The organism is Streptomyces cyaneofuscatus, from assembly GCF_033109485.1.
GTDB lineage: Bacteria > Actinomycetota > Actinomycetes > Streptomycetales > Streptomycetaceae > Streptomyces > Streptomyces cyaneofuscatus.
Genome location: NZ_CP137002.1, coordinates 3,553,429 through 3,572,668 on the forward strand (window position 1 = coordinate 3,553,429; position 19,240 = coordinate 3,572,668).

Consider the following 19,240-nt stretch of genomic DNA (forward strand, 5'->3'; position numbering starts at 1 on the left):
CCCCTCACCTGTCATGACCGCTCTCCTTCTCCGCCAGCACCTCGCACAGCCGCAACGCGGTGTCGATGTTGCAGCGGCCCAGGTCGACCAGGGGCGTCGGTTCGTTGCCCGCGCACGAGACGGGGTCGACCCGCAGCGAAGGCAGCGTCACGCCCAGCCCGGCGAGCCCTGCCTTCAGCTGTTCCACCGCGTCCTCCGCAGCCCGCACCTTCTCCGCCGCCACCCGGCGCCGCTCCGTCGCTTCCATGCCGCACACCTTCCACTCCGGGCAGGCGCAATGCCTACCCAACGTGTCCAACGCGCGGCGGGCCCCAAGGAGGCGGTGCTCCGGCGACCGGCCTCGCGACCGGTCTCGCAACCGGTCTGGCAACCGGTCTGGCAACGGTCTTCGGCGGGCGGTCAGCCGAGGCGGGAGAAGTACCCCCAGCCACCGGTGCCGACGGTCACCCCGCCGGTCTCCGCGAACGGTGTGCCACCCGGGTGGAAGACCAGGTCAGCGGCCGATGTAGTGGACCAGAGGTCGGCGTGGCCGTCGCTGTCGGCGTCACCGAGGGAGAGTGCCAGGGGACGGGAGGCGCGGGGAAGGCTGCCGAGCGCGGTGGGGGCGCCCAGGGCCTTCGTACCGCTGTCGTAGCTGTACTGCTGGACGTTCCCGGCGCCGTCCCGGGCCCAGACCTCCGCCTTTCCGTCACCGTTGGTGTCACCGGGGGTGAGGACCTCGTGGTCCTTCCACTCCGCCGCGCCGATCCGTGCGGCGCTGAACGACAGCCAGCCGCCGTCCGCCGCGACCCGCCCCCGGTGGAGCCAGAGGCCGGTGGCGCTGGTGGCCAGGACGTCGGGGCCGCCGTCGCCGTCGATGTCGCCCGCCGCCACCGGGGAGGCGTGCGCCCAGCCGGTCTCGGACACCTTCATCACGACGCCCGCTTCGAGGTCGCCCGTGCCCGTGTTCCGGTGGAGCAGCAGCTGATCGCCCTTGCGGGCGACCACGTCCTCGTCGCCGTCGCCGTCCCAGTCCCCGCGGTGGCTGACCACCGCGCCGTTCCACTCGGGCCCGCTGCCGATCACGCGCGGGGAGCCGAAGGTGCCCCGGCCGGTCCCCGGGTACAGCCGGAGCGTGTCGTCCTTGCGGACGGCGAGCAGGTCGGGGCAGAGGTCGCCGGTCAGGTCGCCCGGGACCCGCACGGCGGTCCGCGCCAGCGGCTTCGCCTCCGCCCACACCAGCTTGTGGTCCTCGCCCGGCGTCAGGTCGATGTCGGCGGTCCTGGCCCGCAGCTCCGTGAAGTCCCGGCTGCCGAAGAAGGCGTGGTCGTACTTGAGCCGGTACGTGAACGGGGCCGCCGCCGCCCAGGCGGTCGGGGCGTTGCGCCCGGCGTCCGCCTCGGCGAACGGGCCCGTGCCGCACAGCCCGGTCCGCATCGGCGCGAGCGCGGTGTGGCTGGGTACGGCGTTGAAGTCGCCCGTGATCAGGGCGGGCGCACCCGCCGCCCACCGCTCCATGTTCGCCAGCACCACCGGGGTCCCGTTCGACGGCAGCGAGGTGGCCAGGTGGGTGCCGCAGGCCAGCGTGGTCCGCCCGCCGACCGGCCCCTTGAGGCAGAGCATCCACCGCTGCTGCGGGACGGAGGTCTCGGCGGGGTTGGCGAGGGCGCGGTACGCGGTGAAGTCCGCGGCCGCCCCCTTGACGAACAGCGCCTGCCCGAACGTCGTCGAGCTGCCGCCCCACCGCCCGCACCCGGCGGGCTCCTGCTCACCGGCCCAGTGCGCGGTGTAGCCGTCGAGCACCTTGCGCAGGGCCTCGTACTGGCCGGTGCACATCTCCTGCAGCGCGATCACATCGGCGGGCCCGCCCTCGGCCTCCATCCGCGACCGGAACTTCTCCGCCCAGGTGTCGGCGCTGTCCACGGTGTTCTGGCAGGTGTGCGCGCCGCACGCGTTGTACGAGACGGTGCGCACCGGAGGCGGTGGTGCCGGGTCGGCCGCCACCTGCTGGCCGCTCCCCGCGACCCCCACCGCTCCCACCGCCCCCACGAGCACGGCCATACCGACGGCCAACCGGACCGCCACGCCTTCGCGGAGTCTGCGTAGTGCTCTCAAGTCCCCACCCCTTCGCCTTTCAACCCTTCGATGTGATGATCATGTGAAGTATGGGCCGTCGTCGCAGAACGTCCGCCTCCGCACCGCATCCCCACCTCAATGGAAGCGCTCTCAACCCCGTGCCCGCCCCGGCGCTAGGCTGTAGACGATCCGGCGACGGCACAGATGTCAGGCCCCAGGCCAGCACCACCCCGCGTGCCGCCGCCCCCGTCGACGAGGAGCGACCGCCTTGCCCGAGCAGTCCCCCGGGTCCCGGCCCACCCTGGAAGCCGTCGCGGCGCGTGCGGGGGTCTCCCGGGCCACCGCCTCGCGGGTCGTCAACGGCGGTGACGGAGTCCGCAAACCGCTGGTCGACAAGGTGCTCCAGGCGGTCGACGAGCTCGGCTACATCCCCAACCACGCGGCCCGGACCCTGGTCACCCGGCGGACCGGCGCGGTGGCCGTCGTCATCGCCGAGCCGGAGATACGGATCTTCTCGGACCCCTTCTTCTCCCAGCAGATCCGGGGCATCAGCAAGGAGCTGACCGCCCACGACACCCAGCTCGTCCTGCTGCTGGTGGAGGGGCCCGGCGACTTCGACCGGATCGCGCGCTATCTCTCCGGCGGCCACGTGGACGGCGCACTCGCCTTCTCCCTCCACACCGACGACCCGCTGCCCGCGATCACCCGGCGGGCGGGGATCCCGACGGTGTACGGGGGCCGGCCCAGCTGGACCGCCGACCCCGGTGACCAGGCCGTTCCATACGTGGACGCCGACAACCGGGGCGGGGCGCGGGTCGCCGTGCAGTATCTGCGGGACCTCGGGCGGGAGCGGATCGCGCACATCGGCGGTCCGCCCGACCAGACCTCCGCGATGGACCGCCTCGACGGCTACCGGGACGTCCTCATCGACGTGGACCGGACGCTCGTCGCCGAGGGCGGGTTCACCGTGGAGAGCGGCGCGCGGGCCATGGCGGAGCTGCTGGAGCGGCGGCCCGACCTCGACGCCGTCTTCGTCGCCAACGACCTGATGGCCTCGGGTGCGCTGCGGGTCCTGCGGGAGCGCGGGATCGCGGTGCCGGAGCAGGTGGCGATCGTCGGGTTCGACGACATGGACGGGGTGGCCGAGGAGACCGACCCGCCGCTGACCACCGTCAACCAGGACATCGAGGGCCAGGGCCGGCTGATGGCCCGGCTGCTGCTGCGCGGCCTGGACCGCGACCGTACGGGGAACGGCTCGGCGCCCGACTCGGTGATCACGCCGACGACGCTGGTACGGCGCGCCTCCGCGTAGCACCGGAGGCAGGAGAACCGGGCGCATGAGTACGGCGGGCCTCCGCCCTGAGGAGCCGGAGACCCGCCGCATCGATCGTGCCCGTACATCAGCGTCCTACACGTACGGGGTCATGCGCCTTGCTGGCCTACTGGTACGGAATCCGCAGCACCGCCGCGTCCGTGCCCGTCTGGACCTGGGACGTGCCGTTGCCCAGCGCGTTCCAGATCTCCAGGCGGACCGTGCCGCCCTTCAGCTCGCCCAGGCTGCCGGTGGTCGCCTGTGCGCCGACCGCCTGCGTGTACTCCTCCCACCCGTTGACCGGGTCGGTGGCGAAGTAGCGGAAGGTCTCGGTGCGGTCGAAGCTGCCGTCGCCGGTCAGGTCGTAGCTGACCCTGACCTGCGGGGCGAGCCCGACCTTGGTGCCCGCGTCGACCCGGAGGCGGAACGCGGTGGCGGCCCCGGCGGAGACCTTGCCGTTGACCTTCTTGATCTCGTAGACGGTCGGGCGGTACGGGGTGCCGTCCCGGTTCACGCCGTCGGCGGAGGCGATGGTGTCGGCGCCCGCCGGGTCGGTGGTGGCGGTGGTGAGGACGCCACCGGTCTTGAGGCGGAAGGTGTTGCCGGTGGAGGGGTTGCCCGGGTCGGGGTCCGGGTCCGGGTCGGGGTCCGGGTTCCCGCCGCCGGGGCCCGTGCTGACGGCCTGCGAACGGGCCGGTACGGAGAGGGTCTTGCCGTCGGAGAAGGTCACCGTGCGGGTCGCGGTGCCGTGGTTGTGGGCGGTGTAGGTGCGGGTGCCGTTCTTGGAGAAGACGGCGGAGGTCGGGATGTCACCGGTGACCGTCATGTCCGGGGCGCCAACCGTGTTCAGGGTGTTGATCCAGTGGTAGGTGTGCGCCTTGGACTCACCCTGCTCCGGCTCGTAATTCCCGTTCACCCCGTCCCACTTGGCCTTCGCCGACGTCGGGTCGGAGAGGGCCTCGAACTCCCAGAGCAGGTCGCGCCACTCCTGGGCCGGGCCGCCGTTCTCGCGCTCCATCTCGGCGATGTTCCGCTTGATGGCCGCCTTTTCGCGGGCCAGGTGGAGCGAACCACCCGTCACCGGAAGGACGTTGATGCCGTGGATCTCCTCCGGGTTCGCCGTCCACCAGGTGGAGTAGGAGGCGCCGCTGCCCCAGACCATGCCGACCGTGCCGTACTTGTACGAGGCGGGGAAGACGGTGTCGTTGGCGTCGAACCAGTACTGGGTGATCGCCTCGGACTCGGTGGTCAGCAGGTAACTGCCGAGGTCACGGAGGGAGTTGTCGCCCATGGCCGAACCCCACAGCACCAGTCCGGCGCTGAGGTTGATGGACTCGGACGAGGACTCCTGGTTGTTGCCGGCCGCGAAGCCCTGGTGGCCGGAGGCCCAGCTGTGGCCCGCGTAGACGTCGAAGCCGCGCAGGAAGGGGTACGCCGAGTCGGTGCGGCTCGGGTTGGCGGTGTCGCGGATCAGGTGCTTGACCATCGTGCCCCAGGCCGAGTCGGCCGCCCAGGCCTGGTCGTACTGGGCGATGATCGCCGCCGCGTACACGTAGTAGCTGTAGTGGAAGTGGTGGTCGTTGAGCTCGGTGTCGCTGCCGTACGAGGCCGGGTACCCGGTGAGGGTCTTCCAGTCCTTGTCGTAGCTGAACTCACTGGCACCGCCCGCCGTGAACCACTCCTGGAGGCGGCCCTTCATCAGGCCGAGGAGCTTGTCGCGGACGGCGGTCTGGCCGATCTGGTCGGCGACGGGCACCAGTTGGGCCAGCTTGCCGAGCGCCTTGCCGGTCCAGTAGGTGTCTGTGGCCCCCGAGAACGGGTCGGAGGCGTTGGCGACCTCGTTGAGGTAGCCGGTCAGCCGGGCCCGGTCGACGCCGCCCGAGACGGGCAGGGCGGGCACCACGCCCTGGTTCTTCTGGCTGGTGGTGAAGGTGGCGGACTCGCGCACCTTCATCGTGCCGCGCGGTGAGACGTACGTGTACGGGGTCAGCGCGTCGCTCGTGTGCAGCCACTGGTGGCGGTAGAGCGCCTGGAGCGTGCCGCGCTCGGTGCCCTCGCGGGCCTCCGTGGTCAGGGAGTAGGTCGCCCGGACGTTGCCGCCCGTCGTCTGCCAGGCCACCTGGGAGCCGGTGACGAAGCTGAACGCGTACTTGCGGTAGGTCGCGAGCGCGTCCGTGGACGGCAGCACGGCGAGCGAGAAGTAGTCCTTGGAGCCCAGCCCGGCGGTGATCGTGGTGCCGGAGATGTTCCAGTCGGCGCCGGTCGGGGCGAAGAGGGCGTAGTGGTGCCCGGCGACCGTGATGCCGACGACGTTGCCCTGGTCGGAGAAGACCGTGGGCGTGGAGGCGGTCGTGATGCGGGCGTCGCCGCCGGACCCCTTGGCGTACACGAACGGCAGGCCGTGGCCGATGGTGGCCCGGAAGGTGCGGGAGCCGTCCGCCCAGTACGGGGTGACCGTCCAGTCGGACCAGGCGTCGGCCTTGGTGTCGGGCGAGTTCAGGCCGGTCAGGCCGACGGTGAGGTCGGCCTTGTGGGCGTACTCGTACTGCCGTCCGTCGCCGACGATCGCGGGCGTGGTCGGGTAGCCGACCTCCAGGCCGGAGGCCTTGGCCTGGTACGTGAGCGGGTGCCCGTACATGGGGGTGGAGTACGGGTTGTCGCCGTAGCGCTGGAAGGCGAGCGAGGACCACCAGTCGTTGGTCGGGACCGGCTTGCTGCGGGCAGCGGTCGTCAGCTTGGGCGTGACGGGGGCGCCGGTGTTGGTGGTCGGGCCCTGGGTGCCGGCGGGGCGGGAGTCGGTGTAGCTGCCGGCGCCGGCGGGGATGGTGGCGGCGGCCGCGGGGGTGGCGGCGGGCCCCAGCGTGACGGCGGCCAGGGCCACGGCCAGCAGCGTGGCCGCTGCGGGTCTGGCACCGGTACGGGAGGCGAGTCTGGAGAGGGAGGCTTGCACGAGCAGCACCTCGATCATGGTCATCATGGGGGGCGGGAGCGCCTTCGAGAGCGCTCTCAAGTGCCAAGGAACGTAAAACTCCTGAAACCTGGGTGTCAAGAGAAGGCACACAGAAGCCAGTTGGGCAGCGGCCGGACGTAACACCAAGCTGTTATGCGTTCGAGTCTTGACGGGGCCGGGGTGGTGGGAGACGCTCCAGACGCAGGTTTTGAGAGCGCTCTCAAAGCGCTCGGTTCATCCCGAAGCCAAGGGAGGCTTCCCATGCCCATCGCCCGAGCCGCCAAGAGAGCCACCGTCCGCCTCGGCGCGGTCGTCCTCGCCGGGGCGCTCCTCGCCGCCTGTGGATCCGGATCCGGCGACTCGTCGGACACCTCCGACAGCGCGGGCGGGAAGATCACGCTCACGGTCGACCTGTTCGGATCGTTCGGCTTCAAGGAGGCCGGACTCTACGACGAGTACCAGAAGCTCCACCCGAACGTGACGATCAAGCAGAGCGACACCCAGGACGAGGCGGACTACTGGAAGTCGCTCCAGACCCGCCTCGCGGGCGGCGGCGGTCTCGCGGACGTGCAAGGGGTGGAGGTGGGCCGCATCGCGTCGGTCACCCAGCAGCAGTCCGACAAGTTCCAGGACCTGAAGGAGTTCGGCGCCGACAAGCTCAAGGGCGAGTTCGCCGAGGCCAAGTGGTCGGCGGCGACCACGAAGGACGGCAAGGTCCTCGGCCTCGGCACGGACGTCGGCCCCGAGGCGATGTGCTACCGCACCGACCTCTTCAAGAAGGCCGGCCTCCCCACCGACCGCGAGGAGCTCGCGAAGAAGTGGTCCACGTGGGACGGCTACCTGGAGCTCGGCAAGGAGTACAAGAAGAAGGCCCCCGCCAAGAGCGCCTGGCTGGACAGCATCGGCTCGCTCTACGGGATCATGATCGGCCAGGAGGAGGAGCGGTACTACGACGCCTCCGGTGAGCTGATCTACGAGAAGAACCCGGCGGTGAAGACGGCCTGGGACACCTCCGTGAAGGCGGCCGAGGCGGACCTGAGCGCCAAGCTCGACCAGTGGTCCCCGCAGTGGAACCAGGCGTTCGCGGCCGGTTCGTTCGCCACGATCCCGTGCCCGGCCTGGATGCTCGGCTACATCAAGGGCCAGGCCGGTGACGGCGGCCAGGGCAAGTGGGACATCGCCAAGCTCCCCGGCGGAGCCGGCAACTGGGGTGGCTCGTACCTCTCCATCCCGCGGGCGGCCAAGCACAAGGAGGAGGCGTACAAGCTGATCGAGTGGCTGACCGCCCCCGAGCAGCAGGCGAAGGTCTTCCAGAAGCAGGGCAACTTCCCGTCCTCGACGGGCGCCATCGAGAAGATCGCGGACGCCAAGGACGACTACTTCTCGGGCGCCCCGATCGGCCAGATCTTCGGTGACGCGGCCAAGGAGTCCCCGGTGCAGGTGCTGGGTGTGCACGACCAGAACGTGATGCAGCAGCTGACGAACGCGCTGAGCGAGGTCGAGCGCAAGGGCGTCTCGTCGGACAAGGCGTGGGAGACGGCGAAGAAGGGCGTGGCGAACGTGATCGGCTGAGCCGACGCGCTGCCTCTCCGCTCTTCCCCGGGGCCGGTCACGGCCTGCCCCTCTCCCCCTTCATTCCTGGGGCCGGTCCACCGGTGCGCACCACGGTGAACCGGCCCCACCCCCGTACCCCTGCTCCGGGTTTCTCCACCCCCGACCCCCGAAGGGCCGCATCGTGTCCCTCACCGCCACCGCGAAGGCCGGGCCCCGCAGCCCCGCCTCCACCGGACCCGGGCCCGACGACGGTCGGGCAGCCACGCTCCGGCGTACCTGGCGCAAGGCGTCCCCGTACGCCTACATCGCCCCCTTCTTCACCCTCTTCCTCGCCTTCGGCCTCTTCCCGCTCCTCTACACGGCGTTCGTCTCCCTCTACCGGGTCGAGCTCCAGACGAGCGGCGAGATGGAGTGGCGGGGCATCGCCAACTACACGGCGCTCTTCACCGACGAGTACTTCTGGATCTCGCTGCGCAACACGTTCACGATCGGCGTGCTGTCGACGGTCCCGCAGCTGGCGATGGCGCTCGGTCTCGCCCACCTGCTCAACTACAAGCTCCGCGGCCGCACCTTCATCCGGACGGCGATCCTGCTGCCGTACGCGACGTCCGTCGCCGCCGCCACCCTCGTCTTCGCGCAGCTCTTCGGCCGTGACTTCGGGTTGATCAACTACGTGATCGGGCTGGTCGGTTTCGACCCGGTGGACTGGCAGACGGGCACGGTCGCCTCGCAGATCGCGGTGTCGACGATCGTGATCTGGCGGTGGACGGGGTACAACGCGCTGATCTACCTGGCGGGCATGCAGTCGATCCCGCACGAGCTGTACGAGGCGGCGGAGATGGACGGGGCGTCGCGCTGGCGCCAGTTCATCCACGTCACGCTCCCCGGTCTGCGCCCCACGATCATCTTCACGGTCATCATCTCGACCATCGGGGCCACTCAACTCTTCGGTGAACCGCTGCTGTTCGAGGGTTCGATCTCCGGCGGCATCTCGCACCAGTACCAGACCCTCGGCCTGTACATGTACGAGCAGGGCTGGGGCTTCTTCCACCTGGGCCGGGCCGCGGCCATCGCCTGGGTGATGTTCGTCCTGATCGTGGTGCTCGTCGGGGTCAACGCCCTGATCGCGCGCCGCCGCGCACGCAAGGAGGCCGGCCGATGACCGCGCTCGCCGCACCGCCGACGGCCCCGGAGACGGGCCGCCCGCCGCAGGACCCGCCGGGAAAGCGGGTACGGAAGGGGGGCGCGGGCCGGACGATGAAGGGCGGCTGGCTCTCGTACGTCATCCTCGGCTTCGCCCTGCTCATCTCGGCGTTCCCCTTCTACTGGACGATCGTCGCGGCCAGCCGCTCCAACGCGGACCTGGCACAGGTCCCGCCGAGCCTGCTGCCGGGCCCGAACCTGATCAAGAACTTCGAGCAGGTCCTCGAAGAGGCGGACATCGGCAAGGCGCTGCTGAACTCGCTGATCGTGTCGTCGTCGATCACGCTCGGCACGGTGCTCTGCTGCACGCTGGCCGGCTTCGCCTTCGCCAAGCTGAAGTTCAAGGGCCGGAACGCGCTGCTGACGCTGACGATCGGGACGATGATGATCCCGCCGCAGCTCGGCGTGATCCCGCTCTTCATGCTGATCGCGGAACTCCAGTGGGTGAACCAGCTCCAGGCGGTGATCCTGCCCGGCCTGGTGTCGGCCTTCGGTGTGTTCTTCATGCGCCAGTACCTGGTGCAGTCGCTGCCGGACGAGCTGATCGAGGCGGCCCGCGTCGACGGTGCCTCCACGGCCCGCATCTTCTGGTCGATCGTGATCCCGATCGCGCGGCCGGGGATGGCGGTGCTGGGGATGCTGACGTTCATGACGGCGTGGAACGACTTCTTCTGGCCGATCATCGCGCTGTCCTCGCAGGAGCCGACCGTGCAGGTCGCGCTGCGGCAGCTCGGCGGCGGCTACGTCAACGACCAGTCGGTGATCATGGCCGGCACGCTGCTCGGCACGCTGCCGGTGCTGATCGTCTTCGGCCTGCTGGGCCGTCAGATCGTCGGCGGCATCATGCAGGGCGCGGTGAAGGGCTGACCCGCGCCCGCATCCCCCTGTCCCTCCCTCCTCCCCTCACTTCTGGAGTGTCCGTCCTATGACAGCTCTCGATGCCCGCCCGGCGACCTCCACAGGCGCCCGCCCGGGAACCTCCCCCGGCACCCGCCCCGAGACCGGCACGGAACTCCGCTTCCCCGCCGGATTCCGGTGGGGCACGGCCACCGCCGCGTACCAGATCGAGGGCGGGGCCACCGAGGACGGCCGTACGCCCTCCATCTGGGACACCTTCAGCCGCACCCCCGGCAAGGTCCGCAACGGCGACACCGGGGACATCGCCGCCGACCACCTGCACCGGATGCCGGACGACGTGAAGCTGATGCAGGAGCTCGGCGTCACCGACTACCGGTTCTCCGTCTCCTGGCCCCGGGTCCAGCCGACGGGCCGGGGCCCGGCGGTGGAGCGCGGCCTGGACTTCTACCGCCGGCTGGTGGACGAGCTGCTGGGCGCCGGCATCAGACCGGTCGCAACGCTCTACCACTGGGACCTGCCGCAGGAGTTGGAGGACGCGGGCGGCTGGCCGGAGCGGGACACGGCGCACCGGTTCGCGGAGTACGCGGGCCTGGTGGCCGGGGCGCTGGGCGACCGGGTGTCGACGTGGACGACGCTCAACGAGCCCTGGTGCGGGGCGTTCCTCGGGTACGGGAACGGGGTCCACGCCCCCGGCCGCACCAGCGACCTCGCCGCACTGCGCGCCGCGCACCACTTCAACCTGGCGCACGGCGGCGCGACCCGGGTCCTGCGCGACCGCCTCCCGTCCACGGCCGAGGTCTCCCTGACCCTGAACCTGCACGCGCTGCGCCCGCTGACCGACACTGACGCGGACCGGGACGCGGTGCGCCGGATCGACGCGGTGGCGAACCGGATCTTCCTGGACCCGGTCTTCCACGGGCGGCTGCCGGAGGACCTGGTGGCGGACACGGCGGCGGTGACGGACTGGTCGTTCGTGAAGGACGGCGACCTGGAGGTCACTTCGACCCCGATCGACTCGCTGGGCATCAACTACTACTCGCCGAGCGTGGTTTCGGCGGGCAGCTCCGAGTCCCCCTCCCCCTGGGCGGGCGCCGAGCAGCACGTGGCGTTCACCCCGGCGGAGGGCCCGCGCACGGCGATGGACTGGCCGGTGGACGCGAACGGCCTGTACGAACTGCTGACCCGCCTGCGCGACGAACTCCCGGGCCTCCCGCTGCTGGTGACCGAGAACGGGGCGGCGTACGACGACTACGCGGACCCGGAGGGCCAGGTGCACGACCCGGAGCGGGTGGCGTACCTGGACGCGCACCTGGGGGCCGTACACCGGGCGATCGAGGAGGGGGTGGACGTACGCGGGTACTTCCTGTGGTCGCTGCTGGACAACTTCGAGTGGGCGTACGGCTACAGCAAGCGGTTCGGCATCGTGCACGTGGACTTCGCGTCGCAGCGGCGGACGGTGAAGGACAGTGCGCGGTGGTACGCGGGGGTGATCGCGCGGGGCGGGCTGGAGCGGTGACGGCCTGAGCGGCTGGGACGGCGAGGAGGGGACAAGGGCTCGGGGCACACGCTCCGGGCCCTTTCGCATGCCTGGCGCCGGTTACGGGGAACGGGCGCGGCGACGGAGGCGCCAGCGGCCGACACCCGGTGCCCGATGCATCCAGGAATGGACCGGAGCACTTTCGGCCGTCTGAACCACCGCGCCCGCCCACCGGACCGGCGGGCGGGGAGACCGGCCCCCGCATTTTCCCCATACGAAGCCCCTGCCCACCGTACGATCCGCGCGCCACGCACCTCCGCCCGCAGCCCCGGTGCAACATGGCGCGAATGTGCCGTCCCCCGTGGGCGCCGAGAGGCAAGACCCTTGACGACCTCCCGACCCCCGTCCGTATGGTCTAGACCAAGCAGCGGGAGCGGGCGGCCGGCCACGTCGATCACGTACCGGCCCCGCCCCCACCCCAGGGCCTCCCCCCTCCCCCCTGCGAGATGACCGAGGTTGCCCGCCGAGCAGCGCGGGCCGTCCGTGCACGTTTTCCCACCCCCACAGACACATCGGGAGATCGCACATGAGCAGCAGCACCGTAGAGCCGACCCTGCCCCCGCCCGACCGCAACCCCGAACCCCCGCCCCGCGAGGCCCGCTTCGCCCGGACTCAGCACGACCCCGGCGCCGGCCGAAGGCCTCTGCGCCGGCTGACCGGCGTGGCCGACCTGGCCGGTCTGGTCGACGCGCACGCCCTGGCCCTGCTGAGGGCGACGGTCGGCATCGTCTTCGTCGGCTTCGGCGTACTGAAACTGTTCCCCTCGGCCAGCCCGGCGGAGCAGCTGGCGGTCGACGCGGCGACGAAGATGACCCTGGGCCTGGTGCCGGAGACGGTGCTGTTGCTGTCCCTCGCGGCGCTGGAGACGGCGATCGGGATCGGTCTGATCGTCGGCCGCCGCCTGCTGCGCCCCGCGCTCGTCGCGTTCTTCCTCCACATGGGCGGCGTGTTCTCGACCCTCGTCCTCCTCCCCGACGCGATGTGGCAGCCGCACTCCCCCGCTCCGACCATGGAGGGGCAGTACGTCGTCAAGAACGTGGTCCTGGTGGCGGTGTGCCTGGTGGTGGCCGCGAACGAATGGGGGCGGCGGCCCCGGCCACGACGGCGTACGGCCTAGTTGTTGCGCGCCTGGAGAGCCTGGACGGCGCGGACGAGGGCACGGACCAGGATGTCCCGGCTGGCCTTCGCCGTATCCACGACCCCGGTGTCCACCCCCTTGAGCGGGTCCTTCCTGGCCGCCCTGTCGATGGCCTTGGCCCCGATCGGGTTCGCGGGGAGGGGCGTGGGCAGGTTGGACAGGCTCTCCACCGTGAGCCCGGCGAAGACGAGGTCCACCAGGGCCCGGGACACGGCCGCATCCGTGATGCCGTACGCCCTCTCGACCCGCTTCGTCCACTCCTGGGGCCGGGCGTGGGTCTGGGCGAGCGCGAAGAGCTGCTGGATGGTGTCGTCGGTGACCGGCGCGCCCGTGGGATGCGGCCCGACGTTCTGGCCAACGCGGCTCATGTCGGTGGAGATGGCGAACCGCGGGTCGAAGTCGCCCGCCACACCGCCGAACCGCTTCTGGGACAGCGAGTCCATGAGGTGCTGGCCCTCCTCCGCCCCGCTGCCGAAGGTGACGCCGGGCTCCAGGTCGTCGTAGTCCTCGTGCACCTTCACGAAGGTGCTGGGTTCGGGGTAGTAGACCAGGTTGGGTTCCACCTGGGCCATGGCCTTGCGGACGGCGAGGTCCACCTGGCTCGCGTGCCAGATCAGGATGTCGTTGTCGCCGGTCCTGCTGCCGACGGGCGAGGTGTAGCCGCCGCTGAACACGTCCAGCTCGCCTGATTCCAGGCGCTCGGCGGCAGCCGAGAACAGGGGCCCCGCTTCCGTGTCGAAGGAGGCGGTGTCGGAGTCGCTGGTGTGCAGATAGACGTGCTGCCGCCCGGCCCCGCGCAGCCCGGCGATCATGGCGGTGGTCTCCGGGGAGCGCATGATCCGGTCCCTGATCTCGCCGTACGGGATGGTCCGCTGGTTCGTCTCCTGGGCGTCGGTGGCGTGATTGGCCCAGGTGAACCCGATGACCGCGACCCGGAACCTGTTCGCGCCCCAGGCACCGAGGAAGGCGGCGGTCTTCTGGTTCAGCAGGGCCTGTGCGGCGGCCGCCTCCTGCTGGTTCCGGACCCGGATGTTGACGCCGATGACCAGCGCGAAGCGGTCGGCCGGCGCCGTACCTCCGGCGAAGCCCTCCTCGTACTTCTGCGCGACGTCCATGAGGTTCAGGCTCTGGCTGAGGACGACGGGAACGATGGCGACGGTGCCCACGCCCTCGGGCTCGGCACCGGCCACGGCCTGCCCGAAGGCTCCGGTGGTACCGCCGCCGTTCAGAGCGCTGAGCTCGGCGGCCCGCTGCACGGCCGCGACGCCGGAGGCCGGTGCGGACGCCCGCGCCCGCTGAACCGGTGCGGCCGCCTCGGGTACGGCGCTCCGCATGACCCGGGTCGCGTTGGCCTCGGCCTCGCGCTCGAAGCGGTCGGAGGGGTCGGAGACCTTGAGACCGGCCGAGTTGACGGTCCCGGCGACAGGCCCGGAACGCTGCTGGATGACGTGGGTCAGCTCATGGGCCAGGGTGTGCCGGTCCCCTCCCCCGTCACCGATGACGACGTGACTGCCGCTGGTGTAGGCACGGGCACCGACCTCGGCGGCGGAGGCCCGGGCCGCGCTGTCGTTGTGGATCCGTACGTCGGAGAAGTCGGCCCCGAGCCGGGCCTCCATGTCACCGCGGGTGGCGTCGTCGAGAGGCCGCCCAGGCGTACGCAGCACGTCATGCACGGCGGACCGCTGCACGACACCGCCCCCGCACCCCACACCGTGCCGATGCCCTTCCTGCCCCTCGGCCTGCCGCAGCATCTGGACGACGGCCGCATTGCCGACGGAGGCCTGCAGCTCCATGAGGCCGTACGGCGCCGACGCCCCGCCTTCCACCGCAGCAGCGCGGGAGGGGGTACGGGTGGCGGATTCGGCCCGCACGGTTCGGTCGTTCTCCTGGGCGTGCACAGCGGGCCTTCCCTGCGTAGAGGTAGCAATCCTTCCTGGATACGCGGTGATCGCCCGCGGGGCCAGGAGCCTGAGGGCAGACAGGGGTGCCCGGACGGGCAGGAGGGGGTGACCGCACCCGTACGCCCGCAATCCCCCACACGAAGGACCCAGACCCACAGGAGTGATCGAACGCAGCATCACGGCACGGACTGCTCAACGGCACCAAGGAAACGACCCGCCTACGCGAACTCCCGTTCCAGATATCGCCCGCCGCCACCCGTGACGGCGACAGGAAGACCTCCGTTACCCGATCACCTGTCCGCATCCGGCCACGAGGGGCACCCATGCATCGCTTACGCCGTCCTGCCCGTGTTCACCTTGCGTTCGAAATTCCCGCCGCCGGGACCCGACCGGGGACGAGGCGAGCGGCATGACCGAATCGACCGGCCCGGGCGAACCGCCCACCGGCATCCCGGCCCAGCGCACCGAGCCACTCCCGTCCCCGCCCGCCACCGTCGCGGCCGGCCCCCAGGACGACAACCTCACGGATGAGATGGAGGAGGCGTACTGGTCGGTCCACGACGGTGCGGCGGCCGACGCCACCGTGACCCAGGTCCTCACCCGCCTCCCCCGGATCACCGCTCTGATCAGCCGCCTCGCCTGGCAGGCCGACCGGCGCGCCACGCTCGGCGTCATCGTGTGCCAGCTGGCCTCCGCGGCGATGAGCGCGCTCGGCCTGATCGCCGGAATCGCGGTGCTCCAGCACCTGTTCGCGCAGGGCCCCACCCCCGACCGCGTACGGGCAGCGCTTCCGCAACTCCTGCTGGTGGTAGGCCTCCTGGGAGCCCGAGCGGCGCTCGAAGCGGCGGTCGCGGTCGCCCAGGCCCGCGTCACCCCGAAGATCCGCACGGCCCTGGAGTGCGAGTTCCTGCACCTCACCGCGCACGTACGGCTGGAGGCGGTCGAGGACGCCGGCTGGCACGACGAGGTCCACCGCGCCAACGACCGCGGGCTCTTCTACGCACGCCAGATCGTGGGCCAGGTAGTCTCCTTGGCCTCCGCCGCACTCGCCCTGGTGGGAACGGCAGGCGTACTCAGCGTGCTCCACCCGCTCCTCCTCCCCCTGCTCCTCCTGTCCGTCCTGCCGGTCGGCTTCGCGGCGGTACGCAGTGCACGCGCACGGTTCGCCTCGTTCAAGCGGTGGAACGCGCTGCAACGGCGCGTACGGGTCTTCTCCTGGCTCCTGCTGGATGTCGACGCGGCGGCCGAACTCCGCTCGGACACTGCCCAGGGCGCCCTCCTGGACGAACACCGCCGTCTGACCCTCAAGATCGCGGAGGAGGACACCCGGCTGGGGGTGCACGCGGCCGTGCTGAACCTGGCGGGCCGGACGGTCGGCGGCCTCGGCACCGGCATCACGTACGCCGCTCTGGCCGCCATGCTGATCGCCGGATGGCTCCCGCTCGCCGCCGGAGCCGGCGCGGTCCTCGCGATCCAGTCGGGCCAGGTGGCACTGACCCGCCTGGTCGAGGTCGCGCACCTGGTGTACGAGCACGCGCTATGGGTCTCCGACCTCCTCACTGTCCAGGAGCGAAGCCGCCAACTCCTGCCAAAACAGGCATCGTTGCAGGCTCCCTCCACCGTCGGCCGGATCACGCTGGACGACGTCCACTTCACGTACCCCGGCAAGGAGACGGCGGCTCTCAACGGGATCAGCATGACCCTGACCGCCGGCCAGAAGATCGCCTTCGTCGGCCTCAACGGCTCGGGCAAATCGACCTGCGCCAAGCTGCTGGCCGGACTGTACGAGCCGGAGCGCGGCAGCGTCCGCTGGGACGACACCGACGTACGGGAGATGGACGCCCAGTCCCTGCACCGGCAGGTCGCCTGCGTCCTCCAGGAACCGGTCCGCTTCCCCTTCAGCGCCCTGTCCAACATCACCGCCGCCACCGGCACCCTCACCGAGGCCGACCCCGCCCGCACCCTGGCCGCGGCCCGGGCCTCCGGCGCCGACGCGGTGATCGCCTCACTCCCCGACACCTGGGAAACGCTCCTCTCGAAGCGCTTCAAGGGTGGCCAGCAGCTGTCGGGCGGCCAGTGGGCGAAGATCGCGGTGGCCCGCGGCCTGTACAAGAACGCCCCGCTGCTCCTCCTGGACGAGCCGACGGCCAGCATGGACCCACCGTCCGAACACGCCGTCTACGAAGCGGTGTTGCGGGGCCGCCTGCGCGAGGACCAGATCACGGTCCTGATCTCGCACCGCCTGGCCAGCGTGGTCGACTGCGACACGATCTACGTCTTCGACGGGGGCCGCATCACGGAGTCGGGCTCGCACGAGGAGCTGATGGCGGTGAAGGGCGGCACGTACGCGGGGATGTTCACGCTGCAGGCGGGCGGCTACCGGGCGAGGGCTCCGCTCCCGGCGGAGGACTGACGCGGCCCGCTGCCGGCCCCCGTGTGTACGGGGGCCGGTGGCGGGCACGGTGGGGGCCCCGGGGCACCTGATGGCCGGGGGCGATGGCCCCCACCGCTCCCCGGCCCCGGGGCACCTGATGGCCGGGGGCGATGGCCCCCACCGCTCCCAGAGGCCCACTTCCGCGAGGCCCCCCTACCTACTCGGCCCCGCCCTCCACCACCCGGATCACGTGCTTGCCGCGCACCCCTCCCGCCTCCAGCGCACGGTGGGCGGCCGCGATGTCCGCGAGCGAATGAACCGTGTCGACGACGGGACGCAGGTCCCCGCGTTCCACGTACGCGGTCAGCTCGGCGAACAGGTCATGCTTCGGGTTGCCGCTGAAGAAGCGCACCCGCCGACCCCCATGGACGGCTGAGCCCAGGATGTAGCCGAGACCCCTGACCGGGTGCTGGATGTCGAACGCGATGGAGACCAGGCGGCCACCCGGCGCCAACAGACGTCTCAGGGCACGGTGTTGAATCCCGACCGTGTCCATGATGACGTCATACGGACCCAGCTCCGACAGCTCCACCGAGCGATGATCCAGCACCTCGTCAGCTCCCAACTCCCGCACGAAATCGAGGTTCTTCGCCCCCGCGAGACCGGTGACATGGCCCCCCAGGATCTTCCCGACCTGAACCGCGACGCTGCCGACACCACCGGAGGCCCCCCGGACGAGGAGCCGCTCACCTGCCCGGAGCCGGGCCTTGTCGCGCAGGGCTGTGAGGGAGGTGGTGCCCCCGGCGGGGAGCGAGGCGGCCTCGGTCAGGGTGACGTTCTCGGGGGCGTACGCGATCTGGCGCGGGCGGACGGACACGTACTCGGCCGCACTGCCGAAGCCGCCCCGCCCGCGCGGCAGGATGCCCCACACCCGGTCGCCCACGCTCAGCCCGGTGACGGAGGGGCCCACCTCGGCGACCTCACCGGCGAAGTCGATCCCGGTCCGCTGGGGAAACCGGCGCCCGGTGACGAGCCGGACCTTCCCGGCACGCCCGTACAGCTCACCGCCGTTGACGCTGGCCGCATGGACCCGCACGAGCACCTCACCCGGTCCACGTACGGGGACCGGGATCCGCCCCTCGTAGAGGACCTCGGGCGGTCCGTAGCTGTCGTAGAGCGCCGCGCGCATGTCGTCCATGGTGGTCCGCCGTCCTGTGCCTGTTCCTCGGTACGTCGTGCTCCCAACCAGGCTAAACAGCTAAACGGAGAAACCCCTCCACTTACCCTAAAGTGAGAGACATGCCTGCTCAGCCCTCTCACAACCCGCCAGCCGTACGCGCCGACGCCCTGCGCGCAGACGCCCGGGAGAACCGCGACCGCATCCTGCGCGCGGCCCGCGAGGCGTACGCGCTCCACGGGATCGACGTACCGATCAGCGCGATCGCCCGGCGGGCCGGGGTCGGGGTGGCAACGCTCTACCGCCGCTTCCCCACCCGCGCCTCCCTGATCACGGAGGCATTCGCCGAGCAGCTCGCCGAGTGCGCGGGCGCGCTCGACGAGGCGCTGGAAGACCCGGACCCGTGGCGCGCGTTCTGCTCGGTGTTCACGAAGGTCTGCGCGATGCAGGCCGCCGACCGGGGCTTCACCCACGCATTCCTGGCCCGCTTCCCGGACGAGGCGAGTTACGCCGAGGAGCGCGACCGGGCGGAGGAAGGCCTGGCCCTGCTGGTACGGCGGGCCAAGGAGGCGGGAGCCCTGCGCCCGGACTTCGACGTCTCGGACGTGGTGCTGGCCCTGCTGGCGAACAGCGGGGTGGTGAACGGCGCGCAAGCGGAATCCGCGGCCGCGTCCCGCCGACTGGTGGGCTACCTGCTGGAATCGTTCCGGGCCAGGCCCGACGTCGAACAGCTCCCGCCGCCTGCGAGGCTGGAGCTGGACCGGCTGGGCGGGGCGGGCTGAGGGGCGGCAGAACACCAGCCCCCATAAGACTCACTCCAACAGGCCAAATCCCTTACTTGACACAGCCCTTGACCCGATCGCCACTGGTAGGTTGGCCTGCTCAGCCAGAAGAGGGGGACAGCGTGGGCAGACCCTGGGAAGCCGATCCTGAAACTGGTTTCAAGAGACGTCTCGGAAAATCGGCACAAGAGCTGGGCGCAACCAGCACCGGACCCGAATGCCCTGATATCTGGGAGCTCCAGAACGGCGACATCGCCGTGATCGGACGCGACCTGACCGATTCCCTGGGGACTCGACTGCCCGACGGGGTCTCCATCAGTCACGACGAGCGGCTCGTGGTCATTCCCCGAAGGATGCTCATCGCAGCGAAGGCAGACATCCCCCATGCCTGAGGACGCC

General features: G+C 71.0%; 13 protein-coding genes and 1 pseudogene. 9 read left to right on the top strand and 5 right to left on the bottom strand.

Annotated elements, in window-relative coordinates; genetic code table 11:
• Nucleotides 1-4 precede the first annotated feature (4 nt).
• Nucleotides 5-247, bottom strand: coding sequence for a hypothetical protein (locus tag R2B67_RS15520; protein WP_317818675.1), 243 nt, complete (start codon nucleotides 245-247; stop codon nucleotides 5-7).
• 152 nt (nucleotides 248-399) lie between these two features.
• Nucleotides 400-2,094 carry an FG-GAP-like repeat-containing protein gene (locus tag R2B67_RS15525; RefSeq protein ID WP_317818677.1) on the bottom strand — a complete coding sequence of 565 codons (1,695 nt, stop codon included), beginning with the start codon at nucleotides 2,092-2,094 and terminating at the stop codon, nucleotides 400-402.
• Nucleotides 2,095-2,323: 229 nt separating this feature from the next.
• Here R2B67_RS15525 and R2B67_RS15530 point away from each other — a divergent pair, with 229 nt between their 5' ends.
• Entirely contained in the window at nucleotides 2,324-3,367 is a 1,044-nt protein-coding gene (locus tag R2B67_RS15530; protein WP_317818679.1) for a LacI family DNA-binding transcriptional regulator, read from the top strand.
• A 127-nt stretch (nucleotides 3,368-3,494) separates the two neighbouring features.
• Here R2B67_RS15530 and R2B67_RS15535 read toward each other — a convergent pair whose 3' ends face one another.
• On the bottom strand, nucleotides 3,495-6,335 hold the full coding sequence (locus R2B67_RS15535) for a glycosyl hydrolase (protein ID WP_317824869.1): 2,841 nt from the start codon (nucleotides 6,333-6,335) through the stop codon (nucleotides 3,495-3,497).
• A 243-nt stretch (nucleotides 6,336-6,578) separates the two neighbouring features.
• On the opposite strand from R2B67_RS15535, the gene R2B67_RS15540 reads away from it, so the two are divergent.
• From R2B67_RS15540 to R2B67_RS15560, 5 genes are all read left to right on the top strand, one after another.
• A complete protein-coding gene (locus tag R2B67_RS15540) occupies nucleotides 6,579-7,889 on the top strand; it encodes an ABC transporter substrate-binding protein (protein ID WP_018510993.1) in 1,311 nt (436 codons plus the stop codon).
• A 163-nt stretch (nucleotides 7,890-8,052) separates the two neighbouring features.
• Nucleotides 8,053-9,033: a carbohydrate ABC transporter permease gene (locus R2B67_RS15545; RefSeq protein WP_317818683.1), complete on the top strand. Its 981-nt coding sequence runs from the start codon at nucleotides 8,053-8,055 to the stop codon at nucleotides 9,031-9,033.
• Entirely contained in the window at nucleotides 9,030-9,941 is a 912-nt protein-coding gene (locus R2B67_RS15550) for a carbohydrate ABC transporter permease (protein WP_317818686.1), read from the top strand. The genes R2B67_RS15545 and R2B67_RS15550 overlap by 4 nt, the downstream gene beginning before the upstream one ends.
• 58 nt (nucleotides 9,942-9,999) lie before the next feature.
• Nucleotides 10,000-11,448, top strand: a complete 1,449-nt coding sequence (locus R2B67_RS15555; protein ID WP_317818688.1) for a GH1 family beta-glucosidase — start codon at nucleotides 10,000-10,002, stop codon at nucleotides 11,446-11,448.
• Between the two features lie 547 nt (nucleotides 11,449-11,995).
• On the top strand, nucleotides 11,996-12,586 hold the full coding sequence (locus tag R2B67_RS15560; RefSeq protein WP_317818690.1) for a DUF417 family protein: 591 nt from the start codon (nucleotides 11,996-11,998) through the stop codon (nucleotides 12,584-12,586).
• Nucleotides 12,587-13,851: 1,265 nt separating this feature from the next.
• Here R2B67_RS15560 and R2B67_RS36180 read toward each other — a convergent pair.
• Nucleotides 13,852-14,505: pseudogene (locus tag R2B67_RS36180) on the bottom strand (eCIS core domain-containing protein); the annotation flags it as partial.
• 412 nt (nucleotides 14,506-14,917) lie between these two features.
• Here R2B67_RS36180 and R2B67_RS15570 point away from each other — a divergent pair.
• Entirely contained in the window at nucleotides 14,918-16,921 is a 2,004-nt protein-coding gene (locus tag R2B67_RS15570; protein WP_317818695.1) for an ATP-binding cassette domain-containing protein, read from the top strand.
• 178 nt (nucleotides 16,922-17,099) lie between these two features.
• Here the strand turns inward: R2B67_RS15570 and R2B67_RS15575 are convergent, their stop codons facing one another.
• Nucleotides 17,100-18,080 (bottom strand): NAD(P)-dependent alcohol dehydrogenase, encoded by a 981-nt coding sequence (locus R2B67_RS15575; protein ID WP_317818697.1) that lies wholly within the window; start codon nucleotides 18,078-18,080, stop codon nucleotides 17,100-17,102.
• A 101-nt stretch (nucleotides 18,081-18,181) separates the two neighbouring features.
• Between R2B67_RS15575 and R2B67_RS15580 the strand changes: the two genes are divergently transcribed.
• Together R2B67_RS15580 and R2B67_RS15585 are read left to right on the top strand one after the other, a co-directional pair.
• Nucleotides 18,182-18,841: a TetR/AcrR family transcriptional regulator gene (locus R2B67_RS15580; RefSeq protein WP_317818699.1), complete on the top strand. Its 660-nt coding sequence runs from the start codon at nucleotides 18,182-18,184 to the stop codon at nucleotides 18,839-18,841.
• Between the two features lie 122 nt (nucleotides 18,842-18,963).
• Nucleotides 18,964-19,233 (top strand): hypothetical protein, encoded by a 270-nt coding sequence (locus R2B67_RS15585; protein WP_317818701.1) that lies wholly within the window; start codon nucleotides 18,964-18,966, stop codon nucleotides 19,231-19,233.
• Nucleotides 19,234-19,240 lie beyond the last annotated feature (7 nt).